The sequence below is a fragment of the Brevibacillus sp. AY1 genome, from assembly GCF_029870785.1.
In the GTDB taxonomy this organism is placed as follows: Bacteria; Bacillota; Bacilli; order Brevibacillales; family Brevibacillaceae; genus Brevibacillus; species Brevibacillus invocatus.
This window is the reverse complement of record NZ_JAFLPN010000001.1, coordinates 499,304-524,854: the sequence shown is the minus strand read 5'-3', so window position 1 is coordinate 524,854 and position 25,551 is coordinate 499,304. Positions and strand designations below refer to the sequence as shown.

27 protein-coding genes and 1 tRNA gene are annotated in these 25,551 nt (G+C 49.1%); all 28 read right to left on the bottom strand.

Annotated features, from left to right (window positions below; genetic code table 11):
- Positions 1–106 precede the first annotated feature (106 nt).
- Positions 107–1,387: a 3-phosphoshikimate 1-carboxyvinyltransferase gene (aroA, locus tag JZI27_RS02790; RefSeq protein WP_280206718.1), complete on the bottom strand. Its 1,281-nt coding sequence runs from the start codon at positions 1,385–1,387 to the stop codon at positions 107–109.
- 168 nt (positions 1,388–1,555) lie between these two features.
- The gene (locus JZI27_RS02785; protein ID WP_280206716.1) at positions 1,556–2,659 is read right to left on the bottom strand and encodes a prephenate dehydrogenase; all 1,104 of its coding nucleotides are present in this window, start codon (positions 2,657–2,659) and stop codon (positions 1,556–1,558) included.
- 66 nt (positions 2,660–2,725) lie between these two features.
- Entirely contained in the window at positions 2,726–3,820 is a 1,095-nt protein-coding gene (gene hisC / locus JZI27_RS02780) for a histidinol-phosphate transaminase (RefSeq protein ID WP_280206715.1), read from the bottom strand.
- 30 nt (positions 3,821–3,850) lie between these two features.
- A complete protein-coding gene (gene trpA / locus JZI27_RS02775; protein ID WP_122908302.1) occupies positions 3,851–4,672 on the bottom strand; it encodes a tryptophan synthase subunit alpha in 822 nt (273 codons plus the stop codon).
- A complete protein-coding gene (gene trpB / locus JZI27_RS02770) occupies positions 4,669–5,901 on the bottom strand; it encodes a tryptophan synthase subunit beta (RefSeq protein WP_251242855.1) in 1,233 nt (410 codons plus the stop codon). The genes trpA and trpB overlap by 4 nt, the downstream gene beginning before the upstream one ends.
- On the bottom strand, positions 5,894–6,532 hold the full coding sequence (locus JZI27_RS02765; protein ID WP_122908304.1) for a phosphoribosylanthranilate isomerase: 639 nt from the start codon (positions 6,530–6,532) through the stop codon (positions 5,894–5,896). Before JZI27_RS02765 ends, trpB begins: the two co-directional genes overlap by 8 nt.
- Positions 6,529–7,338, bottom strand: coding sequence for an indole-3-glycerol phosphate synthase TrpC (gene trpC / locus JZI27_RS02760; protein WP_122908305.1), 810 nt, complete (start codon positions 7,336–7,338; stop codon positions 6,529–6,531). Before trpC ends, JZI27_RS02765 begins: the two co-directional genes overlap by 4 nt.
- A complete protein-coding gene (trpD, locus tag JZI27_RS02755; protein WP_122908306.1) occupies positions 7,328–8,353 on the bottom strand; it encodes an anthranilate phosphoribosyltransferase in 1,026 nt (341 codons plus the stop codon). Before trpD ends, trpC begins: the two co-directional genes overlap by 11 nt.
- Complete coding sequence (gene trpE, locus JZI27_RS02750; RefSeq protein WP_280206710.1) at positions 8,347–9,861, bottom strand: anthranilate synthase component I; 1,515 nt, start codon at positions 9,859–9,861, stop codon at positions 8,347–8,349. The genes trpD and trpE overlap by 7 nt, the downstream gene beginning before the upstream one ends.
- Positions 9,862–10,202: 341 nt before the next feature.
- Positions 10,203–10,580 carry a chorismate mutase gene (gene aroH / locus JZI27_RS02745; protein WP_251242857.1) on the bottom strand — a complete coding sequence of 126 codons (378 nt, stop codon included), beginning with the start codon at positions 10,578–10,580 and terminating at the stop codon, positions 10,203–10,205.
- Positions 10,581–10,583: 3 nt separating this feature from the next.
- On the bottom strand, positions 10,584–11,684 hold the full coding sequence (gene aroB / locus JZI27_RS02740) for a 3-dehydroquinate synthase (RefSeq protein WP_280206707.1): 1,101 nt from the start codon (positions 11,682–11,684) through the stop codon (positions 10,584–10,586).
- Positions 11,684–12,844, bottom strand: coding sequence for a chorismate synthase (aroC, locus tag JZI27_RS02735; protein WP_122908310.1), 1,161 nt, complete (start codon positions 12,842–12,844; stop codon positions 11,684–11,686). The genes aroB and aroC overlap by 1 nt, the downstream gene beginning before the upstream one ends.
- Positions 12,845–13,038: 194 nt before the next feature.
- Complete coding sequence (locus tag JZI27_RS02730) at positions 13,039–13,206, bottom strand: hypothetical protein (protein WP_183184885.1); 168 nt, start codon at positions 13,204–13,206, stop codon at positions 13,039–13,041.
- Positions 13,207–13,280: 74 nt separating this feature from the next.
- Positions 13,281–14,054: a CheR family methyltransferase gene (locus tag JZI27_RS02725; RefSeq protein WP_251242860.1), complete on the bottom strand. Its 774-nt coding sequence runs from the start codon at positions 14,052–14,054 to the stop codon at positions 13,281–13,283.
- A gap of 135 nt (positions 14,055–14,189) precedes the next feature.
- Complete coding sequence (gene ndk, locus JZI27_RS02720) at positions 14,190–14,633, bottom strand: nucleoside-diphosphate kinase (RefSeq protein ID WP_122908312.1); 444 nt, start codon at positions 14,631–14,633, stop codon at positions 14,190–14,192.
- Positions 14,634–14,739: 106 nt separating this feature from the next.
- Positions 14,740–15,705: a heptaprenyl diphosphate synthase component II gene (gene hepT, locus JZI27_RS02715; protein ID WP_280206703.1), complete on the bottom strand. Its 966-nt coding sequence runs from the start codon at positions 15,703–15,705 to the stop codon at positions 14,740–14,742.
- A 118-nt stretch (positions 15,706–15,823) separates the two neighbouring features.
- Complete coding sequence (locus tag JZI27_RS02710) at positions 15,824–16,432, bottom strand: UbiX family flavin prenyltransferase (RefSeq protein WP_122908314.1); 609 nt, start codon at positions 16,430–16,432, stop codon at positions 15,824–15,826.
- Complete coding sequence (locus JZI27_RS02705; RefSeq protein WP_122908315.1) at positions 16,429–17,298, bottom strand: UbiA-like polyprenyltransferase; 870 nt, start codon at positions 17,296–17,298, stop codon at positions 16,429–16,431. Before JZI27_RS02705 ends, JZI27_RS02710 begins: the two co-directional genes overlap by 4 nt.
- 45 nt (positions 17,299–17,343) lie before the next feature.
- Positions 17,344–18,066 carry a demethylmenaquinone methyltransferase gene (locus JZI27_RS02700; protein ID WP_122908316.1) on the bottom strand — a complete coding sequence of 241 codons (723 nt, stop codon included), beginning with the start codon at positions 18,064–18,066 and terminating at the stop codon, positions 17,344–17,346.
- Positions 18,067–18,071: 5 nt separating this feature from the next.
- Positions 18,072–18,908, bottom strand: a complete 837-nt coding sequence (locus JZI27_RS02695; RefSeq protein ID WP_280206697.1) for a heptaprenyl diphosphate synthase component 1 — start codon at positions 18,906–18,908, stop codon at positions 18,072–18,074.
- A 118-nt stretch (positions 18,909–19,026) separates the two neighbouring features.
- Positions 19,027–19,542: a hypothetical protein gene (locus JZI27_RS02690; protein WP_122908318.1), complete on the bottom strand. Its 516-nt coding sequence runs from the start codon at positions 19,540–19,542 to the stop codon at positions 19,027–19,029.
- Positions 19,543–19,611: 69 nt separating this feature from the next.
- Positions 19,612–19,842, bottom strand: coding sequence for a trp RNA-binding attenuation protein MtrB (mtrB, locus tag JZI27_RS02685; protein ID WP_122908319.1), 231 nt, complete (start codon positions 19,840–19,842; stop codon positions 19,612–19,614).
- Positions 19,843–19,891: 49 nt separating this feature from the next.
- Positions 19,892–20,563 carry a lytic transglycosylase domain-containing protein gene (locus JZI27_RS02680; protein WP_280206782.1) on the bottom strand — a complete coding sequence of 224 codons (672 nt, stop codon included), beginning with the start codon at positions 20,561–20,563 and terminating at the stop codon, positions 19,892–19,894.
- Positions 20,564–20,712: 149 nt separating this feature from the next.
- A tRNA-Pro gene (locus tag JZI27_RS02675) sits at positions 20,713–20,789 on the bottom strand.
- 146 nt (positions 20,790–20,935) lie between these two features.
- Positions 20,936–22,456, bottom strand: a complete 1,521-nt coding sequence (locus JZI27_RS02670; protein WP_280206694.1) for a hypothetical protein — start codon at positions 22,454–22,456, stop codon at positions 20,936–20,938.
- 147 nt (positions 22,457–22,603) lie between these two features.
- A complete protein-coding gene (gene folE, locus JZI27_RS02665; RefSeq protein WP_122908322.1) occupies positions 22,604–23,167 on the bottom strand; it encodes a GTP cyclohydrolase I FolE in 564 nt (187 codons plus the stop codon).
- Between the two features lie 268 nt (positions 23,168–23,435).
- The gene (locus JZI27_RS02660; protein WP_005831316.1) at positions 23,436–23,708 is read right to left on the bottom strand and encodes an HU family DNA-binding protein; all 273 of its coding nucleotides are present in this window, start codon (positions 23,706–23,708) and stop codon (positions 23,436–23,438) included.
- Between the two features lie 240 nt (positions 23,709–23,948).
- Positions 23,949–25,427, bottom strand: coding sequence for a stage IV sporulation protein A (gene spoIVA / locus JZI27_RS02655; protein WP_122908545.1), 1,479 nt, complete (start codon positions 25,425–25,427; stop codon positions 23,949–23,951).
- Between the last annotated feature and the right edge of the window lie 124 nt (positions 25,428–25,551).

Sequence of the window (25,551 nt, the reverse complement as noted above, 5' to 3'; positions counted from 1 at the left end):
GTAATATTTTTTCATAAAAAGAAGCCTACTTCAATCAAAATGATGAACTTCTGTCCCTAAGAAAGAAAAGCCCACTACATTTCGTGGGCTTTCTACCAAGAAACTTCTATTGACTGATTCGCTGCAAAAGTTCAGCAAATCCAGGGAAAGAGACGTTGATAGCCTCATCGTTCTCGATGACGGTCTCTCCTTCTGCCACGAGTCCAGCAATGGCCATCGCCATTCCGATTCGGTGATCTCCCATGCTGTCGATCACTGCACCGCTTAATTTGGCGCTTCCCTCGATAATCATGCCGTCATCAGTCGGTTCGATCTTCGCGCCAAACTTGGACAATTGACTTACGACAGTGGCGATCCGGTCTGTTTCTTTGACCTTCAACTCCTGCGCATCGCGAATGACAGTTTGTCCATTCGCTTGTGTAGCCATGACTGCAATCACCGGGATCTCATCGATGAGACGCGGAATGATATCACCTGCGATCTCGATCCCTTGCAAGCGGGAGTAGGTTACCAACAGATCAGCGACAGGCTCTTCGTTCACTACGCGCTCGTTGAGCAGCTCCAGGCTTCCCCCCATCGCTTTTACGACATCAATAATGCCTGTACGACTTGGATTGATTCCTACATTTTCAATCAAAAGCGAGCTGCCAGGTACCATCATGACAGCAGCAATCAAAAATGCTGCGGATGAAATATCGCCAGGCACGTGAATCGCGCGCCCTTGAAGCTCCTGCCCACCTTTGACCCGAACCGTGAGACCATCGCGCTCCACGTGCACACCGAAAGCCTGCAACATTCTCTCGGTATGATCGCGAGACAAGTGTGGCTCCGTTACACTAGTCTCACCTTCTGCCTGCAAACCTGCCAGCAGGATCGCAGACTTTACTTGAGCGCTGGCAACCGGGGACTCGTACGACATTCCCTGAAGTTGTCCTCCGCGTATAGAAAGTGGCGTATACTCGCCATCCTTGCGTCCATCGATTTTTGCACCCATTTGTCGCAGCGGTCCAATCACACGTCGCATCGGGCGCTTGGCAATGGATTCATCCCCTTCCATGACTACATGAAAGGGTTGGGTTGCCATGATCCCTGCCATCAGTCGGATCGTGGTACCAGAATTGCCAACATCTAGTCTTGCTGTTGGTTCCTGCAAGCCAAACCAGCCTTGTCCCTGCACTGTTACTCGATCGCCTTTTTGTTCAATCTGAATGCCCATTTGCTGAAAGCACCCGATGGTACTCAAGCAGTCCGCACCGGGCAAAAATCCTTCAATGGTTGTCGTTCCCTTGGCAAGCGCTCCAAACATGACCGCTCTGTGCGATATGGATTTGTCACCAGGAACACGGATTGTTCCCTTGATTTGATTGGTTGGTTGAACACGAAGCACACGTACACTCCCCTTCTTAACGTATAGGAATATAGAAGCGCCAAGCTTATGAATCAGGAGCGCATAAAAACGCAGTCGCTCATCTTGAATAAGCCTCGATTGAGGTTTTTTATCTTGGCAGTCATGCTGTGAAGCGTCTTCGTTGTAAAGTCTCCCTGCGCAAAAATCCTACAAACGCCTGTATACATTGTAGTCGAAAAAACGAAGAAGTTCCTCCCCTTTTTCCATCTCGTACTGCGATTGAAAGGTAATCCGCAAAGCACCATAGATGTCTTCGCGCGTCTCTCTGATTTGCAGGTTGGTAATGTTGATCTGCTTGGCACCGAGCAGAGTCGTGATTCTTCCAATCTCACCAGGATGGTCAGGGATATCGATATACAAATCAAACAACGGTGGCAATGCGCCGGTTTTGCGTTCAGGCAATCCGTCGCGAAAGTCCCGAGCGGATTGAAAAAACTGTTCGATTCCATCTGGATCAGCCTTTTCAACCAGCTGCATCACATCCTGCAGAGCTGCTGACCAATCACGTGCGATTTTCAAGAGGTGATCTCGGTTGTGCAGCAAAATGTCACGCCACATGCGCGGGTTGCTGGATGCGATGCGCGTAATGTCGCGGAAACCGCCAGCTGCCAGTCGTGCATGCCACGCATTCTCGTCATCATAGTCGGCGACCAGATTCACGAGCGCCGATGCCAAAATATGCGGAAAGTGGCTGACAGCTCCAACTACCTGATCATGCGTGTCGGCATCCATTCTGACAACCTTGGCACGCGTCAGCTGGAGCAATTCAGATAGACGCTCTACTTTTTCCTCTGGCGTCCCTGGTGCCGGAGTCAATACGTAATAAGCATTCTCGAACAATCGGTCAGATGCCGCTTCTACACCTGATTTATGTGAGCCTGCCATTGGATGACCACCAATAAAGGTAACATGGTCAGGAATCACTTTCGTCGCATGATGTACGATGCCGGATTTGGTGCTTCCTGCATCCGTTACGATCACATCCGGTTGTAAATCGAGCTGGCGAAGTGTTTCTAGAATCGCGTAAATTTGCTCCACGGGTGCCGCCAAAAAAATGATGTTGGCTTCTCTGACTGCGGTCTGCAAATCCGTCGTTCCTGCATGGATGACCCCGTTGGTTAGCGCTTTATCCAAAGAATCCTGCCGGACATCAAAACCAACGATGCGATTATTTGGATCATTTTTTAATGATAAAGCGATCGAGCCTCCGATAAGTCCTACACCTACCACAGCAATGGTTGTCTTTTTCATCTCCTGCTTCTATCCTTCCATCTACGTGTAGAGAAAAATGCCGGGAGATCCCCGGCATCATCTGCATTATTTTAAAGCACCTGTTACGATTTCTTCGAGAACACGCAGGATTTTGTCATTCTGCTCTGTAGTTCCGATCGTAATCCGTTGATAACCCGGATGACCCAGTGCTTTACCGGATCGAACGATAATACCATGACTGAGCAGCTTTTTAAATACCTCATCTGAATCTTGTTTCAAGTTGACCAGAATGAAGTTTGTTTGTGAAGGATAATAATCCAGTCCCCACTCGTCAAATCGATCCGTAAATTGCTTCATGCCTTCTCTATTCCGCTCGCGGCAAGATGCAACGAATTCCTGATCATGCAAAGCTGCTCGGGCAGCTGCTTGACCCAAGGCACCCGTATTAAATGGCTCGCGTACATGCTCCAGCTGAGAGACGAGCTCCTCAGAAGCAATACCGTAGCCCACACGCAACGTCGCCAGTCCGTAAATTTTGGAAAACGTCCGCAGGATGATCAGATTCGGATAATCCGCCAGCATGGGCACTGTCTGTGGATAATCCGGATCTACAACATACTCGTAATAAGCTTCGTCCAGGACGACCAGGACGTTTTTCGGTACTTTTTTCAGGAATGCTTCCAGCTCAGTTGTGGTGACGATTGTTCCAGACGGGTTGTTCGGGTTGCACACCCAGACTACACGCGTCTGATCATTGATTGCCGCTGCCATCGCTTCCAAATCGTGAACGCCGTTTTTCAACGGAACCTCGATCAGCTCAGCGCCTTCAATAATCGCGTTGGAGCGATATTGGGAAAAAGTAGGGGTTGCCATCACTGTATTTGTACCCTCGCTGAGATAAGCGCGAGAGATCATGAGAAGAATTTCGTCCGAACCGTTGCCAAAGATCAGTTGTCCAGGCTTCACACCCAGGAACTCAGCCAGATCCCAACGGAGCTTCAGACTAGCACCGTCTGGATAGATCGCCAGGTTGTCCAATTGAGCAACAATCGCTTCTTTTGCCTTTGGCGAACTGCCGAAAGGATTTTCATTGGAGGCAAGCTTGATCACTTCTGTCAAGCCATATTCGCGTTTTACATCGTCAATGGGTTTCCCTGGCTGATAGACCGGGGCCTCGAGAATTCGTTGCTTGGGTTGCATCCGCGTCTCACTCCTGAATACTTTTTCACTTTATTGTAGCGCACTACTCAACTGATGTACAAAGTTTTTTATTTTTTCGACAGCGTCGTCACACTGATTGGGATCCTGCAGCTGCTCTCCATAGCGCTCGATTTCACGTACGATCGCGCTGCCTACGATCACCGCGTCCGCATGAGGAGCCAAGGTTCGCACCTGCTCTGGTGTAGAAATGCCAAAACCGACTGCTGTAGGAGCGGTTGTGCTCTCCCTGACTCTTTTCAGAAAATCCGTCAGGTCGCCGCGTAGCTCAGTCCTGGCGCCGGTGACCCCGAGAGAAGAGACACAATACAGAAAACCTGTCGCCTGTTCCCCGATCATCCTGATACGTGTCTGGGAGGTAGGAGCTACGAGTGAAATGACGTGTACACCATGCTTTTTAGCCGCTGCGATTGCAGAGCCGCTTTCTTCAACCGGCAAGTCCGGAATGACCACGCCATCTGCACCGCTTGCAGCAAGGTCGGCAAAAAAACGTTCGATTCCATATTGAAAGACTGGATTTACATAGGAGAACAGCACAAGTCCTGCTTCCATACCCGATGCGCGAAGCTTGACTACCAGTTGGAGTGCGTCTTTGATCGCGACGCCGTGCTTCAAGGCGCGTTGAGAAGCTTGTTGAATCGTAGGACCGTCTGCCAGGGGGTCCGAATAGGGAATCCCAAGCTCAAGGATATCTGCCCCTGCTTCGACCAAGGCATGCGCGATTTTGTAGGTCACCTCAAGAGTGGGATCTCCCACTGTGATAAAGGGGATAAAACGCTTGCGGCTCCGATCGGCAAACACATGATCAATTCGGTTTTGGTGGATAGTCGTCATGCCTGAACGCCCCCTTCCTGAGTGTCAGACAAAGCATCCTGAATGGTCAGCACGTCTTTGTCTCCTCGTCCCGACAAACAGATCACCAGCACTTGATCTGGCGACATTTGCGGAGCTCGCTTCATCGCTTCTGCTACAGCATGAGCACTTTCCAGCGCGGGAATAATTCCTTCGGTTTTACACAGCAGCTGAACCGCCTCCAACGCTTCAGCGTCCGTAATCGCCGCATAGGTGACTCTTCCTGAATCTTTCAGGTAAGAATGCTCGGGTCCGATCCCGGGATAATCCAGACCTGCCGAAATGGAATGCGCTTCCTGAACCTGCCCGTTCTCATCCTGTAACAAATAGGTCAAGGAGCCGTGAATGACACCTGGTCTTCCCATGCTCAGCGTCGCTGCATGCTTGTCGGTATCAATCCCTAGACCTGCTGCTTCTACGCCGCGCAGTGCCACGCTTTCATCCTGTAAAAACGGGTAAAACATTCCGATCGCATTGCTTCCTCCGCCAACACAAGCGATGACTTCATCCGGGAGTCTGCCCAGCATCTCCTGGATTTGGCTACGCGTTTCTTCCCCGATGATTTTCTGAAATTCACGAACCATGTACGGATATGGATGCGGCCCTACGACGGAGCCGATAACGTAAAAGGTCTCGTCCACATGGGAAACCCAGTGGCGAATTGCCTCATTCGTCGCATCCTTCAGCGTGCGAGATCCGGATACAGCTGGAATGACTTCTGAGCCAAGCAGATTCATACGGAAAACGTTCAGGGACTGACGGCGAATATCTTCCTCCCCCATAAACACCTGGCACGACAATCCGAGCTTTGCTGCTACGGTTGCACTCGCCACACCATGCTGACCCGCTCCCGTCTCTGCGATAATCGATTTCTTCCCCATACGCTTGGCGAGCAAGCCTTGCCCCAATGCATTGTTCAATTTATGGGCACCCGTATGATTCAAATCTTCGCGCTTCAAGTAGATGCGAGCACCTCCAAGCGCCTCCGTGAGCCGTTCTGCGTAAGTAAGGGGGGTTGGACGGCCTGCGTACTCGGTCAAGAGATTGTTCAGCTCTTTTCGAAATTCAGGGTCGCGTCTTGCCTCTTCAAACGCTTGTTCCAATTCAGTCAGTGCATTCATCAGGGTTTCCGGGACAAATTTCCCCCCGAATTCCCCAAAGCGTCCCTTCTCGTCAGGAACGACCCGAGCTGTAGTTTGAGCTTCAGACATACTCCCTCACCCTTTCCATCAAGCTTTTGATTTTATTTGGATCTTTTTCTCCGTCCGTTTCCACTCCACTGGAAAGATCGATGACAGATGGACGATAACGCCCGATCAATTCCGCTACATTGTCCACATTGATTCCGCCTGCAATGATTTCAGTAACCCCCTGACTCGCTGCTTGCAGGTCCGGGATCTGTTCCCATGAAAATCGTCTGCCTGTTCCCCCTGCCTGAGCAGGATCATACGTATCAAACAAGAACGCGTCGACATGGGTGGCGTAGGCTGCCATGCCTTCTACCGCCTCAGCTTCATTCCCTACTGCGAGAGCCTTCCACACGGGCAAAGAAAAACGCTCCTTTACCTCTTGGCAAAACGCTGGAGTTTCTTGACCGTGCAGTTGTACGACAGCAAGCGAAACTTCTGCCAAAATATCTTCCAATTCTTCAATGGTCGGGTTGACAAAAACACCAACTGCTGGCGGGTGATCAGGCACCGATCGCAACATCTCTTTAGCAGCAGTCGCCTCGACTTTGCGCTTGCTTGGTGCAAAAACGAATCCCACATAATCGACCTCGCACTCTTTCAACAAGCTCAGTGTTTCTTTATGCTTGATGCCACATATCTTGACTTGTGTCACAAGCTCACCCCCGATGTGTGATTACCACGCTGTCCCATCAAGGAAATGACGGCCTGCTCTACGTTTTGCTGGCGCATGAAGTGCTCGCCTACGAGCACTGCCCTCGCCCCGCTCTGTTTGACATTCTCAATATCATGAATAGAGGAGATTCCGCTCTCACTCACCACAGTAAGTGTCGATGGCAGGTCTGCAATCACCTCTCGCGTCACTGCCAGATCGGTTTCAAACGTCCGAAGATTCCGGTTGTTGATTCCCAAGAGCTTGGGATCTGTATAACGAAACACCATGTCGCTCTCATGTCTGTCATGCACCTCTATGAGAACATCCATTCCCAGATCTTCTGCTGCCTGATAGAGCGCGCGAAGCTGCTCCCCCTCCAAAATGGCTGCAATCAGAAGAATACAATCTGCCCCTGCGGACCGGGCCTCTACGACCTGGATTTCATCGATCAGAAAATCTTTGCGCAGCAATGGTAACTGGACGGAGGTATGGATGTTTTGAAGGTAGGAAAGATGCCCCTGAAAAAAGGATTCGTCGGTCAGTACCGAGATGCACTCCGCTTGCGCAGCTTGATACGCACTGGCAATCTCCAACGGATCAAAGTCCGAGCGAATCATTCCTTTGGACGGAGAAGCCTTCTTCACTTCCGCAATCACACTGACAGGACGCGTACTTTGCTCAAGTGCCTGACGAAAACCGCGTGGCTTTTCCATATCCTTCGCTTCCGTCAGTAGAGAAGCAATCGAAGTCTTTCCTTTCAATTGCTGAACCTCTTCTTTCTTTTTCTCCACAATTTTATGAAGCATGAATCATCCCTCCAGCGATATGACGGATGTGGTCCAGTTTACGTGCTACGTGACCTTCATCGATCAGCTCTGCCGCACGGATCACTCCTTCTTCAATGGTCCTAGCCCGTTCTGACAAATACAGGATCGCTCCCGCATTCAATAAAACGACATCGCGCGCTGCTCCCCGCTCTCCCGAGAACACGTTCGAAATGATGGTTGCATTCTGGGCAGCATCACCGCCGCGCAGCGCATTCTTTTCATGGCGATGAAGGCCGAATTGCTCCGGTTCTACTGTGTAGCTCCGGATTTCACCATCACGCAGCTCGGTGATGTAGCTCGTGCCCGTCACAGTCAATTCATCCAGTCCATCTGAGCCTGCTACCACGAGGGCGCGTTTCACGTTCAATTCACGCAGAACTGCGGCAACCGTCGGGAGCAGCTTGGCATCGTAGACACCCATAAGCTGATGGCTAGCCCCCGCAGGATTGGTAAGCGGACCTAGCAAATTAAATACGGTGCGCACAGCCAATTCCTTGCGTGTCGCAGCTGCATGCTTCATCGCCTGATGATAAGTGGGGGCAAACAGAAAGCAAAGATTCGTCTCTCGCAAGCAGTCTGCTGCAGCCGCAGGGGTCAGGTTCACCGGAATCCCCAATGCTTCTAGTACGTCAGCGCTTCCGCTTTTGCTGGAAACCGCACGATTCCCGTGCTTGGCAATCTGTACGCCGTCACTGGCTGCCAAGATAGCGCTGGCCGTTGAAATGTTGAAGGTGTTGCTCCCGTCTCCGCCAGTCCCGCATGTGTCGACCAAACCCTGCATATCCAACGGAAAGCGTATCGCTCTTTCACGCATGGCACGGGCAAATCCGATGATTTCTTCCACGCTCTCTCCTTTGAGACGCAGTGTGGCGAGGAAAGCACCGATCTGAGCAGGTGTAGCTTTTCCGTCCATGATCTGCCCCATCGCTTCTTCTGCCACGTCGCGATTGAGATGATTTCCTTGCAGAATGTGCTCCAGCGCCTGAGTCAGCATGGCAATTCCTCCTTGCGCGCAAACAGCTGCTCCGCTTTTTCCAGAGCCGTAATCATAGCTGCTGCCTTATTTCTTGTTTCTTGATATTCGCTTGCGGGTACGGAGTCTGCGACGATTCCTGCTCCGGCCTGTACATGTGCTTGCCCATCCTGGAAGAACAAGGTGCGGATCGTGATGCAGCTGTCCAAAGAGCCATCAAAGGAAATGTATCCAATCGCCCCAGCGTACAAGTGGCGAGCATCCTGCTCAAGCTCGGCGATAATCTCCATGGCCCTCAGCTTTGGCGACCCGGATACGGTGCCTGCCGGAAAAGCGGATAGCAGCGCGTCGAAAGGATGCAAGTCCTCACGCAGCTTCCCGGTTACGTGAGAAACCATGTGCATGACGTGGGAATAATTTTCGATCACCAACGCTTCCTCTACTTTGACGCTGCCGTATGAACTGACGCGACCGACATCATTGCGTCCCAGATCGAGCAGCATGTAATGCTCGGCTCGTTCCTTCTCATCTGCCAAAAGATCTGCTGCCAGCAACTCATCTTCTCTCGGAGTAGCGCCTCTTTTTCGTGTTCCGGCTATGGGACGCATTTCCACTTTTTGATCTTCTACCCGAACCAGCAGCTCAGGCGAGGTTCCGACGATCGTCTCTCCTTCATACTCCAGGTAATACATGTACGGAGATGGATTCAACGTGCGCAAGATACGGTAAACTGCGAATGGATCCACATCGGTTTTTACGGAAAAGCGTTGAGAGAGAACAACCTGAAAGATATCTCCGGCGGCGATGTACTCTTTCGCCTGCACAACCATCCTTTCATACTCTTCACGGCTCATGTTGGCTTCCACTTCCAGCTTGTGCAACGGATCCACGGCTACCGAGATGCGCTGCTCCGTCTGCGCAGGAGTCGTCACTTTACCTGCCAGTTTCTCCAGTCGTTCGCAAACTTGTGCGTATTTTTCGGCAATGGAAGAGGCGGTATCCCCTGCTTCTACGTGAAGGTTCACAATCAATTGGATTTCTTGCTTCAGATGGTCAAAGGCAACCATTTCATCGACAAACAGAAAACGCATGTCAGGCAAACGTAACGTCTCGCTTCGGTGTGGAGGCAGGTTTTCAAAATAATGAAGGGTGTTGTACCCGAAAAATCCTACTGCTCCTCCGCTCAAGCGCGGAAATCCCGGCAATTTGGGACTCTTGTAGCGATCGACTTCTGCACGCAGGTAGTTAATCGGATTGCCGGATTGAATGAATGCAGTTCCATCTCGATGGCTGACGCTAATTTCGTTTCCTTTTGCCTCAACGATTTGAAAAGGGTTCATTCCGATAAAGGAAAACCGTGCCCAGCGTGCACCGCCTTCCACACTTTCCAGTAAAAACGAATTGCGAGTGCGAATTTTTTGATAGAGGCGGATCGGTGTCTCCTGATCAGCCAGTAAAGTCATGCTAACGGGAATAAAAGAATACGTTGCCGAGAGGCTTTGCACCTCGGCCAGTGAGGGGAAATACATGTGCTCTCATCTCCTTTTCAGGGGCTCGGAAAAAGGGGGACTCTTTCCTTACCCGCTACTAGAGCGAGAGGTAGGGGGAGAAATAAATATAAAAAAACCCAGTCAGAGACCTGGATTGGGTGTCATGTGCTACCCAGCCTGCTCTTCTCTCCTCGACCTAACTCATCTCAACTCTGCTCTACTCTACTCTCTAAACTCAGCCGGTATAACGATAGAATATCCGGATAAATCAACTTTCCCGTACCTTCTTCTCTACGAAAATGGCTACGGCTGCACTTATCTAAGCTCTAAAAACGAGGCGCTCTCGTTTCCCTATATAGTAAAAGAGAGCGCCCCTATTGTCAACTCTGTTTTGTCAAATCTGGACGCAGCTTGACCGCATCCCGCAAAAATACGTGCTGGATTTCCTTCGCTGATTTGTCTGTATTGACATGCATGATGACACGGACACACATCGGCAAACTGCCAGGTACAGGAATTTCGCGCATACACATCAGCGGTACATACGCCCAGTTTTCACCGTCCAGCAGACGTGCTGCTTGTGCAGGAAAAACGGAACTGACATCCTCCGTGGTTGTAAACAGCATGCTTGCGATGTCTTCAGGTTGGAGACCATTCCGTGAAATGATTTCTTTCAGCATCAGCTTGGTTGCAGAAATCACTTCTTCTTTTGTATCGTTTTCTACAGTAATGGCCCCTCTTACTCCTCGCACTCCCATTTTTTATGCCCCCACTTCTTCTCTCATTACTCTCATGATGACTTCTTCATCCACATCTTTTACCACTTCTACACTGCCGATTGATCTCGGCAAGACCAGTGCAAGCTTGCCACTCACTGTCTTTTTATCCCGTTTCATCGCCTCCAGCACCGCCTCAGGTGTCAAGCCAGCTGGCCATGCCGTAGGGAGTCGGTACAGACTCAGGACATGCCGAGTACGCTCGTACGTACCGGGTTGAGCAAAACCGATTCGCTCTGCTAATTTCGCCGCTATACACATGCCTATGGAAATGGCTTCCCCGTGATTCAGTGTCGAATACGAGGACAGAGCTTCAAAGGCATGCCCAAAGGTATGTCCGAGATTCAACAAGGCGCGTTGCCCCTGCTCCGTCTCGTCTGCGGATACGATCTCAGCCTTCACCCTGCACCCCTGATAAATGGCTTTTGCCAACACTTCGGGTTCCAGTGACCATAGCGCTTCCGATTCACGTTCCAGCCAGTTCACGAAGGATTCATCTGCAATCAAGCCGTGCTTGACTACTTCGGCAAATCCGGCGGCCACTTCTCGTTTGGGCAATGTGCGAAGAGTGGAAGTATCGTAGATGACGGCTTTTGGTTGATGAAAGGCACCAATCAAATTTTTACCCAACGAATGATTGATCGCTACCTTTCCACCTACAGAGCTGTCGTGAGCCAGTAAGGTGGTGGGCATCTGGACGAAGTCGATGCCACGCATGTACGTGGCTGCGACGAATCCAGCCAGATCACCGACTACTCCCCCTCCCAGAGCGAGAATAGCCGATTTGCGATCCAGACCAGCTCGGATTGCTTCCGTCATGATTTTTTCATAGACTGCCAGGCTTTTGGATTGCTCCCCTGGCTCGATGACACTCGACTCGACCGGGTATCCAGCTGATGTTAAAACATTGAGCAGCGGTTCCAAATACTGTGGAGCCACGTGCTGATCTGTAATGACCATCAGCTTGCTTTTGCTGAGAACGCCTGCGTCTTTTAGCAGCTCGGGTGCTTGCTGCAAGAGAGCTTTCCCAATGATGATGGGATACGAGCGTTCTCCCAATTCTACAGTGAGTGTTTGTTCTTCCATTAGAATTTCTCCGTATATGTGCGGTATTGACGTACATTTTCCAGCATATCGTCCATGGAATCAGACGGGAACTTGTCGCACATCGCCTGAGCGATCTCCCAAGCCACGACTGCTTCAGCCACGACGCTTGCTGCTGGTACTGCACAGCTGTCAGAGCGCTCAATGCTTGCCGAAAAGGCCTCTCGCGTATCGATATCTACGCTCATCAGAGGCTTGTACAGGGTAGGAATCGGCTTCATGACCCCGCGAACCACGACTGGCATACCTGTGGTCATACCGCCTTCCAATCCTCCTGCGCGATTCGATTTTCGGCTGTAACCGGTCTCTTCGTTCCACAAGATCTCATCATGAACCTGAGATCCCGGACGGCCAGCCGCTTCAAATCCAATCCCGATTTCCACACCCTTGAAGGCTTGGATACTCATGATCGCCTGTGCCAGACGGCCATCCAGCTTGCGATCCCATTGCACATGGCTGCCCAAGCCGATTGGAACACCGTCTACAATGACTTCAACGATGCCACCGAGTGAGTCTCCATCTTCTTTCGCTTTGTCGATCAAGGCCATCATCTTTGGCTCTGCCTCTTTATCCAGGCAGCGAACAGGGGATTCTTCTGTACGAGCAATCAGTTCGTCCAGACTTACATCCTGACGCTCAGCTACCACTTCACCAATCTGCAGTACCTGTCCGCCTACACGAATACCAAATGCAGCAAGCAATTGCCGGGCAACAGCACCAACTGCCACGCGAATCGTGGTTTCACGTGCACTGGAACGTTCCAGAATATTTCGCATATCACGCTGATGATATTTAATGGCCCCATTCAAGTCTGCATGACCGGGACGTGGACGTGATACGCGTCGTTTTTCCTCTGCGCCCTCTACAGGCTCAGCGCTCATGATTCCCTGCCAGTGAGCCCAGTCTTTATTTTCTACGACTAATGTGATTGGTGCACCAGTCGTATACCCGTGACGAACACCAGATACTACTTTTACCTGATCCTTCTCAATCTGCATCCGTCTGCCGCGTCCATGACCTTTTTGGCGGCGTGCCAATTGCTCATTGATTGCTTCTACAGAAAACGGCAAGTTGCTTGGTACCCCTTCAATAATTGCCGTTAATTGTGGTCCGTGGGATTCCCCTGCTGTCAAATAGCGCATTATCTGCTTCCTCCATCCTTTTGGCGATCCCATTACCCATTCTCGGGACGCTTTTTCTTTATCACTTTTAAGCGCTATAATATCATACCTGCCATCCGGTGAAAATATAAAAGTGCCAAACCATACCGGAAGAGTCTCGTTTTACGGAAAAACGCCCCTCCGAAAAAGGAGAAGCGCTTCGGTCTATCGCACACTTAGAAGTGATCAACCATCATGTAGGGATTTTGACTTAACGGTCGTCGGAGGTTATCCGTTCGCATCAGATCATCCAATTGTGTCTGTTCTGTCCCAAGTATTTGACCACACTCTTGCAGCGTAATCAGTCCGCGACGATACGCTTCGATGACTTTATGCTTATCCATCTGCTTCCTCCCTATTCGTAGGTATTCCTAGTCTTGGGAAAAAAGAACAGACTTATACTACCAACAGAAATGAATCATCCCATTTTTCGATAAAAAAACGTATCTTCTGCTTCCAGCTGATACTGCTGAGGTTGAAAAATCTGTTCGGTACTGCCCACAAACAGAACTCCACCTGGTTTTAGTGCACGACTAAACTTGTGGTACAGCTCGTTTTTCGCTTCTTCCGTGAAGTAGATCATGACATTTCGGCAGATGATCAAGTCAAACTGTGTCTCGAAAGAGTCTGCCAGCAGGTTGTGTTTTTTGAACGTGACCTTGTTTTTCACCTCATCGGAGATTCGATAGCTAAGCATATCTTTGGTGAAATACTTCGTTACCAACTCCGTCGGGCAATCCTGCAGTGACCGGTCTGTATACACGCCTTGCTTGGCCTTGGCCAACGCTCCTTCATCAATATCTGTCGCCAATAGAGTGGCTTCCAGCCGTTTGCGCAAAAGAATCAATGAAAGGGTATACGGCTCTTCTCCAGTCGAGCAGGCGGCACTCCAGCATTTGAGTCTTCCCGATTGCTTGACGAGCCGAGGCAGAATTTTATTTTCCAGTACATCCCATCTGCTCGGATTGCGGAAAAACTCTGACACGTTAATCGTCATGCGGTCCAGAAATTCGTAAAAGAGATCCTTGTCTTTTGAAATGGCATCAAAGTACTGTGCGAATGTGGAGTATCCCCTTTTTTGCCGCAAGGAGGTCAGGCGTCGCTTCATTTGCGCTTCTTTATAGAGGGCAAGATCAATACCAGTCATTTTTTTCACGCTTAGTATAAATTGAATAAAATCCTTATCTTCCATATGTGCTATCCTCCCTCTTACCCGTTCCCTTTCTTGCTATTCTCCAAACATCGGCAAAATCCTATCATTCCTGTAGCGAATTATGGCGAAAAAAAGAAAAAGACCTGAAAATCAGGTCTTTTCACCAAAGCAAGCTTAGATCCAAGCTTGGATCGTTTTATCGTAAGCAAGAACTTCGTCGTTGGAGAACCAAAGCGCGATTTCACGCTCAGCGCTCTCTGGAGAATCGGAGCCGTGGATGATGTTCATGCCAACGGAGGTTGCAAAGTCTCCACGGATGGTACCGGAAGCAGCATCTGCTGGGTTAGTTTTGCCCATCATGGAACGAGCGTTGGCAATTACGTTGTTTCCTTGCCATACCATAGCGAATACAGGACCGGAAGTGATGAAGTCTACCAGTTCGCCAAAGAACGGGCGCTCTTTGTGCTCAGCGTAATGCTGTTCAGCCAGTTCGCGGCTTACTGTCATCAGCTTTGCACCTACCAGTTGGTATCCTTTGTTCTCAAAGCGGGAAACGATTTCCCCGACCAGGTTACGTTGTACGCCATCAGGTTTTACCATAAGGAATGTTTTTTCCATTGTATGTATGCCTCCATCAGAGCTATGTATTGGTGCAGTCTTTCACACCAACGAAAATTTTATCAAAACACAGGTTCCCAAGCAACAGCTTATCCAAGAAATTCGTTTAAAATTTACGTTCGATGATAAAGTCCGCAATCCCTAGCAAGGAGGTTTTGGCTTGATTGTCTGGCAGATCAGCCAAAACAGAGCGTGCACGTGCGATATAACGCTCCGCGAGCGCTTGCGAATATGCGATTCCATCATCCTTACGAACCAACTGAATGGCTTCATCTACGTGATCCCAGAAGGTATTATCGGCGATCCAGCTTTGAAAGCGATCACGAAAGCGACCGTGGTGCGCCGTGTACAACGCAGGCAAGGTAATGTTACCGTTCAACAGATCACTCCCAGCCGGCTTGCCCAGCTGCTTTTCTGTACCCGTAAAATCCAAAATGTCATCGGTTATTTGAAAAGCCATCCCGACATTATAACCGTACCAGTACATTTTGCGCACAATATTTTGAGGAGCACCACTCGCGACGGCTCCCATTTGGCAGCTGATGGCGATCAGCAAGGCCGTTTTGCGTTTGATTCGGCGCAGGTAGGTACGGAAATTTTGTTCCCAATTATTCAGATCCTTCACTTGCTCAATTTCGCCCTTGCACACTTCTACCATGGCATGGGCGAGTATCCGGTGAAGCTGAGGAATCGGCAGCTGAGCGACGATTGCTAATGCGCGCGCAAAAATATAGTCCCCTGCGTACATGGCAATCTTGTTGTCCCATTTGGTACGTACTGTTTCTCTGCCACGCCGTTTGTCGGCATCGTCAATCACATCATCGTGAACCAATGTCGCCATGTGGATCAACTCTAAAGGTACCGCTACGTGCTTGAGACGTTTTACGTCGTAGTCTCCCCATTTCCCTCCAAGCAGGACAAAAACAGGACGAATCCTTTTTCCTCCCGCCTTCAGCAAATGCGTAGACGACTGGTACAACTCACGCACTTCGGTATCAATGGACTTTTCCAGCTCATCTTCTATGTACTGGACGTCCTTTTTCATCTTGAAGTAAATATCGACAAGGTTCATCCGTCCCACCTATTTCATCAACGTAGTATTGATTGGTGTCGCAGCAGCTTCTTGCAGCAATTTTCTGATCAAGCTCTCGTGTAACGAAGGAAATCTCATGCTCGTAATACCTGAAAGATTACAGGGATTCCGGCTCCCCCCACCGTCTGAACAGAGCATGTGGAACATCAAGAGCGTCCAGTGCCTTGCCTACTACAAAATGGATGAGGTCATCCATCGTCTGCGGCTTCTGGTAAAAGCCTGGCATGGCGGGCAGAATCTTTACTCCGAGACGACTCAATTTCAGCATGTTTTCCAGCTGTATGGCGTTCAACGGAGTCTCACGCGGTACCAGGACGAGTCGCCGCCCCTCCTTCAACATCACGTCTGCCACACGTTCCAGCAGGTTGCCGGAAGCGCCGTGCGCGATACCGGAGAGCGTGCCCATCGAGCAAGGCACCACAATCATTCCATCACAGCGATACGATCCGCTGGCAGCTGGACAATTGAAATCCCGCATCCCCCAATAATGAAGCTCACCCGGAAAATCCTGCTGCAGTTGTTCCCGCAGCAGGGCTTCCCGGTCACTCGTCTCGAAGTCCAATTCATCACGAAACACTTGCCAGCCAGCCTCGGTAATCATCAGATGAACCACATGGCCGGCTCGAAGCAATTCCTGTACCAGGCGAATGCCATAAATAGCGCCACTCGCCCCTGTTATCCCGACAGCCCATTTTTGCTGCGTCATGCGATCACCAAATCAATCATAGTAAAAGTAAACATTACTACACTCAGCACTCCGTTCATATTGAAGAATGCCACATCCAGCTTGGAGAGGTCAGTCGGTTTCACCAAACTATGCTCATAAATGAGGATGGCGCCGGAAATCAGTACCCCGATCAAGAACCAGATTGACAAATCGGCTAAAGCGTAGAGCGATAGCAAACCAACAAACGTAATGACGTGGCAAATTCTCGCTACCAGCAAAGCATTGGCAATTCCAAAGCGGCTCGGCATGGAGAACAAGCCTTCTTTGCGGTCGAAATCTGCATCCTGACAAGCATAGATAATGTCAAAGCCCGCTGTCCAGAACAAAACGGAAGCAAACAGCAATAGTCCGGTTACATCTACTTGTCCAGTAGTTGCGACCCAGCCACCCAGCGGACCAAAGCCGATCGCCACACCCAAGACAAAGTGACAGAGCCAGGTAAAGCGCTTGGTATACGAATACAAGACGAGTACAAAAACAGCCAATGGCAAAAGTTTAACTGCCAGATCATTCAATTGGAAGGCTGCAATAAAAAGGACGATGAAAGAAACAACAATGAATAACAGTACCTCGAGTACGGAAATCAATCCAGCCGGTATCGCACGCGTGGCTGTGCGGGGATTCTTGGCGTCCACGAAGCGGTCAATCAGACGATTGAGCGACATGGCAGCGCTCCTTGCCCCTACCATCGCTACGGTGACCCAAAAAATCTCCATCCAGGTAGGCCAAGTGCCCTCTACTACAATACTACCCAAAACAGCTCCCATAAACGCAAAGGGCAGCGCAAAAATAGAGTGCTCAAATTTTATCATTTCCATAATTATTTTCAATTTACGAAAACCCATGACGTACACTTCCTATCCCCAAAAAGAAATACCTTATGACGAAGACTAGCTTGGCTTTGTTCCCATATGCAAAGCAGCTACTCCGCCCATAAACAATTTGACTTGTACTGGATCCAATCCAGCTTTCTGAAACATTCCGGCCAGCTCTTTGCTGTCAGGAAAGTTGGTCAATGACTGAGGCAGCCATGCATACTGCTCGTACTTATTGATCGCCATTTTCGCAATCACCGGCAAAATGTTGTAAAAGTAAAGATAAAAAAGCTTGCGATACGGAATAAAGGGGGGCTTGGACACTTCCAGCGATACAATTTTCCCGCCTGGCTTGACCACACGTGTCATCTCATTCAATACCGTCTGGATATCAGGTACATTTCGCAATGCAAAGCCGATCGTGGCATAGTCAAACGTGTTGTCCTCGTAGGGCAAATTCATGGCATCCCCGTTTACAAGCTTAACCATGCTGTCCACATTCGATTTGGAGACCTTATAAGCCCCCACATCCAGCATGTTCTGGCTGAAGTCCAAGCCCTCTACTCTTCCCGTAGGTCCCACTGCTTGAGCCAAAGCAATCGTCCAATCAGCAGTTCCACAAGCGACATCCAAAGCTGATTGACCAGGCTGAATATTCATTTGCTTCATCGTATAGTTTCGCCAAGCTACATGGCTGCCGAAACTAATGATGTTGTTCATCTTGTCGTATTCTTCCGCAATGCTTTCAAACACGGAGTGAACGTACTGCGCCTTCTCGTTCATCTGGGTCTGGTTCACTAGGTCTACATCTCCTCAATAACTCGTTTCAGTCGGCTGACCCGATGGCTATAACGAGCGGTAATGGCCGCAAGCATGTTTTGCGCTTCAGCAGGATGCAGATTACGAGCCATCTGTTCACACAATCCGATCATTTCCATGGCTTTGGTTTCGACTCCGCTTAGCACCTGGGCAAATGTTGCCCCCGGCTTTTGCAGAAGAAACTTCGAAAACCCCAATGGAATTTGTTCCTGCCATTTCAAGTGCTCCCACTCGCCAATGACACTCTCCACCGTAGCGGTATCCTTCAACAGATGTATCCAAAAGCGACGAATCTCTTCTCGCTCTGCGTACTCTTCCACGATCGCCACATAAAGGCCAGTATCAATGGTATTGCGCAGTTCCCAATACTCTTCATCTGATGAAAGCTTGCCATCTCGACCAGCAACATAAAGCTTCATCTTGGCTTCATTTACTCGCTGAACCGCTCCTGACAAAACCTCAACGGCTTTGATCTCACCTGACTCCGCCAACAATTGATAGTAACGAGCACTGTAATAATCCCCTGCGAGTACAGTCAATTGTCGATTCCGTTCTGCCACTTCTGTTTGTTCATAGGTGTTTTTTACTTGTTCATGCATGTCCAATCCCAGTTGGACGAGCCCAGTCGCTGTGCAGAGTACCGAAGCGCGTTCCTTGGTCATCCCTTGCTCCAATAGGAAAAGATACAAGAGGGCAAGTCGACTCTCCGAAATGGAGGGAACGTCAACGTATTTTTCTACATAGGATTGGGTGGTTCGCTTGTAGATCTGTTCGATGATGGAACGAACTACATCTACAGTTGGAGTATGTTCTTTGCTCATGCGTCCTCCTCCACTAGCTGTACACAACCTGATGTCTTTCGCCTGTTTCGTACACTTCTGTTTTTTCGTGCTGCCCGGTCAAAAAGGCCGTCTTTACCATCATAACACACTTCGTTCCTTAGGGACTAATTCTCTCGTAAAAATAAGGATCAATCCGTATCGGAAACGAATTTTTCACAAACCCTTCTATCTCATCCACCTCAGTCAATACCTCCGTTTGCTTTGCATGCGACTGTCGATCTGTCTGGATTGCTACCAGCAGCCGGTTGCCGTTCAATAAATCGCTTTCCTCTAACAAGCGGAAGTAGACTTGATTTACATTGTAAGTAAGGGAAAACAAGTCATGTGCCAGATTGTAAAAGTCCTGATAAACAAAAGGAAGCTGGACATTTTGTCCCGGCTTTACGGCCAAATCTACATAAATCGAGGCATGATCCCATTTGATACGCTTAATATTATAATGTGTCGATACCGTTGTAAATAAATCAAGCATATTTCGCTCTGTCATTTGAAACGGTTGGGAAGGCTGGAATGTAGCCAGGTCGGTCTGTTTCCATCGATCAACCGGGACGAGCGAAAGCAACAAGGCCAATAATGAAGATACCGCGATAGCCAACAAGAGTCTGCGTGGCATAGACATCCCTCCTCTTCATCATTGTACAAACAAAAAAAGCAGGCTATGCCTGCTTTCCCAACTCTTCCGTTATTCTGCTGTGTCAATCGTACCATGCTCTGAATAGATGACTGCTTTACCACGCACTTTGATCGCGGAGGTATGCTCGGTAAATTGAAAGATCATCACTTCACCTTTGTCCAGCTTTTCAGTGTGATGGAACCGTGTATCAGAACCCCGTGTCAGGCCAATCACATGTACGCCATTCTCTTTCGCCTTTACGATGACGTAATCTTGATGAGGATTGGGTGTTTGCGACATATCCTGTCCTCCTTGTTTATACCATGTGTCTCTATGATGTCCTGAAAACCTATAGACGGTTCAAGATTTTGTCTACGTAACGTTGTGTCTCCTGTGGAAGCTGGGAATAATGCTCTCTCAACTCTTCGTCGTTGGTAATACCCAATTTGCTCACGCGTGTCGGTCCAGCATTATAGGCTGCCAATGCGACACCAACATTTCCATCAAAACGCTCCAGGAGTGATTTCAGATACTTGGTTCCGCCCGCAAGGTTTTCATCAGGATCGTATACATTGCGGACGTGCATAGCTTGTGCTGTTCTGTCCATGAGCTGCATCAAACCTTTGGCTCCCGCACCAGAAACAGCATTGGGATTAAAATTCGACTCCGCTCTAACCACTTCACGAATCAAATCTTCATCCACGCCATGAGAGCTTGCCATACGTCTGATTTTCTCAAGGATTGTCTGTACGGGAATATCATGATCCTTCCCCGCAGATGTCGGGTACGAAGTATATGTATCATATTCGGAATCACCCTGCAAAAAGGACCATTGATTCGTACCATCAAGCCTGAATTCGATTTCTTGGGCGGAAATCACTCGCTGTCCAGCTGCCACTTCTGCTTGCAAGATATCGGCAAACAAAACATCATCGGAAGTAGATGCGTCGGCTTGGGACGCGGTAGAATCAAAATTTTGTAGCTGGTACAAATATGGCTGCAACGATACCGGCATCTTCATCACTACAAACAATCCCTTCCTACTTGTATCATCCTTCTATTATAAAAAAGAAATTTCAGGAAGCCAATAGTGTATTTTTTTATGACTGTGATCCGTCGTGGCAAGAAAAGAAGCCTGCAATACAGCAGGCTTCTCGATCTTCATGCTTATGGTCGGAATGCAGGGATTCGAACCCTGGACCTCACCCACCCCAAGGGTGCGCGCTACCGGGCTGCGCCACATCCCGAAGTTGCTTACTATCACTTAGCTTACATGGATTATTATACCGTAGAGCAGCACACCCTGCAAGACAAAGAGTGAAATTATGGCGTATTTTTTCACCATATTGAAATCACGATCACCCATGAGCTACCAGGACGATCGTGATATTGTTTACCAATCTGAGGTTTCCAGCCATTCCCCCGATGCAGCATTCATAGAGCGGCTTTCCGCATGAAAAGCAGGGACGAAGACGAGTTTTGCCTGCTCAGCTTTTGGTGAATCGACTTCCGGGAAAATATAGTGCAATTCGATCGGCATCGCTTCCAGCCACTTTTCTTTTGCCGCTTCCTTGGCGACCACAGCAGCTGTAGCTGGGAGATGCCATTCAAACGAACGCGTAGTAAACTTTGAGAGCACATTGTCTTCTCGTTCGAACTCCATGCTCAAGATTGGCTTTGCTGCGCGCACCCCGTTGTGGATTGGAAACACATCCAGTTGATACCCTACAGCGTCATCTGATCTTCGGTTGTCCTCATTGAGATAGCGCTCGCGAAGCAAATACTCCCCTTTCTTCATGTGAACAAAATCCTCCAGGAACTGGAGTGCTCGCTTTTTGGCCTCGGTACGTGTAGTAGTAAATCGCGGAAGGGTAGGCTCTTCACGCTCATCCGTCTGAATGGATAGCAGTTCGCCCGTTTTTTCATCCAAAAAGAGAGTGATTGTGCTGGCTCCATCCGTAGCCGTATAAGATGTTTTCGCTGCCTCATCCGGATGGACAGTCCGTGAAGTGGATACTTTCAAACCAGCCTCTTGAAGACCAGCATAAGTGCTGGACAGCTTCTTCACTTTCTCGACAGTCAAGGAGCTAGGTTCTTTGTCCTCTTTTAGTGTCAGCAATTCGTCGCTATAGTGATACGTCAACGCTATGGCTTCTCCTGTTTTCGCATCAATTCCACGATAGGGAGATGCAGCATACTGAAGTACGCCGTTTTCGTCATCTAGCACCAGCTCCAATGCGAGCTGGTCAGCAAACGCTCGCTTGGCTTGCTCAAGAGCAATTATCCCTGAAGCGGACGGCAGACGGTCAATTTTGATAGCGTGATCCACCCAGCGGAATGAGCGAATTTGTCCTGAAGAATTGATCATGACATAGCCTACTTCGTCTTCCACAGTGATTCCATTCACGATGGAATAGAGGGGAACTGTAACCACACGACTTGTATGTGAAGTTGTGGCCTTTCCTGCAGCCATCGTACCTCCGAGTACTTCTTCGGCAAAATCAGCCGCAACTCGGAGTACCTGATTTTTATCTGGTGTGCTGTCCTTCCCCTCATCCTTCCATGCGAGGTCAAGCTGCTCCAGCTTTCCTCCTTTTGAGAGATTCAGGTAGATAGTCTGTGGGGTCGTCTTGCGCGAATATTCATCCGACTTCAGATCAATATGGATCTGCCAGGTGTCACCACCTTCGCTCATGATCTGTACATTCACCGGAATGTCCTCCATCGAGAAAAATTCCACTGCATCTTCTACAAGTTGTTTCGCCTTTGGAGGTAATTGGCTGATCTGCTCCATCACAGTCTGTTTGGGTGCAAGCGGGCTTTCAGCTTGCACTACGGAAAATGTGGTGAAAGGCGCTGCCAGAAGCATGCCGGCACAGACCCATTTCACCCAAGAAGTAGAAAATGACCTCATCGTTATCCCCCTTTTGAAAATGGTTTAATAGATACTTTTGTAGATTCCTTATTTTACCATAATTTATCTGCAAAAAAACACTTCTCATTACGGCTCGAATGTCCCTGAGAAGTGTTTTTTTGCATGTCAGTCTGGTGTTTTATGCAATTACACGCGAATAAGGCTGAACACTTCTGCCCTCGCAGCAGCGTCTTTTTCAAAGATTCCCCGTACAGCGGACGTTATGGTCTTGGAGCCGGGCTTCTTGATCCCTCGCATCGTCATGCACATATGCTCTGCCTCTACGACGACAACCACGCCGTGAGGGTCAAGCTTGCGCATCATGGCGTCTGCTACAGTCGCGGTGATGCGCTCCTGGAGCTGGGGACGTTTGGCCACCGTATCCACGGCGCGTGCCAGTTTACTCAAGCCAACGACACGTCCACCGCGCGGGATGTAGGCCACATGTGCCTTTCCAAAGAAGGGCACCAGGTGATGTTCACACATCGAATAAAAAGGAATATCCTTGACGAGAACCATCTCTTCATGGTCCTCGCTAAAAACAGTCTCAAAGTATACCTCTTCGTTAATGTGCATTCCTTCAAATACTTCTGCATACATTTTCGCAACCCGTTTTGGCGTATCCAGCAATCCTTCCCGATCCGGGTTATCACCTACAGCCTCCAAAATCATACGGACAGCCTGTTGAATTTTTTCCAAATCGACGTTCATATTAAACCTCCTACCTACTGGCCCTAGTTACTCGATCTATGTTCCGGCACTAGCCCTATTTTCATTCGTGTGAGTGGTTGGATCTGTCAAAAGCAAACAAGCCAATCTTACCATAATACGCTGCAAAAAACAAAATGCTCGTGTGCAACTTGTACAGGAAGTCGCACTTTCAGCGACATTCTGAAAATAACTGCATGGATAAGAAAAAAACCCACATTACAAGAATGTGGGTTTTTTTATGTAAGTGGTTCGTTATTATACATAACGATTACTTGATGGAGTCTTTGAGTTGTTTACCTGGTTTGAACGCAGGTACTTTGCTGGAAGCGATTTCGATCTCTTCTCCTGTTTGTGGGTTACGACCTTTACGAGCCGCACGCTCACGAACTTCGAAGTTACCGAAGCCGATCAGTTGGACTTTGTCACCCGTTTTCAGTGCGTCAGCAATTGCATCCAGTACAGCATCAACTGCTTTTGTCGCATCTTTTTTGGTGAGTTCAGTGGTTTCAGCCACTTTTGCAATCAGTTCTGTTTTGTTCATTCTTGTTCACCTCCCCTCAAAGAACTCCACAAGTCCTAGCTATTATTTTTCTTAACCGAAATGCGTTGTTTTATACACGATTGGTTGTTTTTACCGATCTGACAAGCTTATAGTAATACACAGATTTCTGAAATTCAAGTACCTCCTGTCGAAATTGAACGAAATACAAGAAAAAAAGGCTCCCCATCAGTACGGGAGCCCCATTCTTTCCTGCGTTATCTAGTTCCATTTTCCTACGTTTTACAGTATGATCGCGATCAGTCCGCCAGAGCCTTCATTGATGATACGCCCCAAGGTTTCCTGCAGTTTGTATCTCGCATTGTCCGGCATCATGGTGATTTTTCCTTGAATTCCTTCTCGGACGATCGAGTGCAGGGATCTGCCGAAAATATCGGAATTCCAAATCGACAACGGATCTTTGTCGAAATCTTGCATCAGGTACCGAACCAGTTCTTCGCTTTGCTTTTCTGTACCGATGATTGGCGCAAACTCCGATTCCACATCTACTCTGATCATATGAATGGATGGAGCGGTTGCCTTCAGCCTGACACCAAAGCGAGGGCCTTGACGGATGAGTTCAGGTTCGTCCAAGGTCATCTCATGCAACGACGGAGCCGCAATGCCATAGCCTGTGCTCCGGACCATATGCAGCGCTTCCGCTACCTGATCGTATTCCCGCTTGGCATGGGAGAATTCCTGCATGATTTTCAGCAAATGATCCTTGCCGCTGATCTCGACACCCACGATCTCCACCAAGATGCGATCATAGAGCTCATCCGGTGCGTAAAGATCGATTTCAGCTATCCCTTGGCCCATATGCATGCCTGCAAGGGACGCTCGCTCCACGAAGTCATACTCGTTGAAGAAACCGACGACACGGTCCACATCGCGTAACCGGCGTATATCCTGCACAGTCTCTCGTACGGCTTCTTCGTAGTTTTGACGGAGCCAGTGCCCATTCTCAAGCACCATGACCCAGCTGGGCAGATTGACGTTTACTTCATGTACAGGGAATTCAAACAGAACTTCCCTCATGAGAAGCAGGATTTCTTGTTCGGTCATGTGATCAACTGACAGTGCGACGACCGGAACATCGTATTTTTCCTGCAGCTGAGCACGCAGATTTTGGGCTTCATCAGATCGTGGACGCGTCGAGTTGACGACAATCACAAAAGGCTTCCCAACTTCCTTGAGCTCGTTGACAACCCGCTCTTCCGCATCAATGTAACCTACACGGGGAATTTCCGCGATGCTGCCATCCGTTGTAACCACAATTCCAATCGTGGAGTGTTCCTGGATGACTTTGCGGGTACCTACTTCTGCTGCTTCTTCGAATGGAACAGGCTCTTCGTACCAAGGTGTGTTCACCATTCTCGGCCCGTTGTCATCCTCAAATCCTTTTGCACCCTGAACCGTATATCCCACGCAGTCAACGAGGCGGACGTTGATGCTGAGCCCTTCGGTTACGTGTACATTGACAGCCTGGTTTGGAACAAATTTCGGCTCTGTCGTCATGATTGTTCGGCCGGACGCACTTTGCGGCAATTCGTCCGTAGCGCGAATCCGTTCGGCCTCTGATTGAATATTGGGGATGACGACCTGCTCCATAAATCGCTTGATAAATGTGGATTTCCCTGTACGCACAGGCCCTACAACACCTAGGTAGATATCTCCGCCTGTCCGTTCGGCTATGTCTTTAAAGATGTCAACTCGTTCCACCATCGATGACCTCCTTCTATTTGTCTATTTTTACACTATGACCGTTTTTCCGAATTATCCCTGACCGCCAGTATTTTCCCGGGAACCTCGTACTAGTTTCGTGGACAGTACAAATATATGTGAG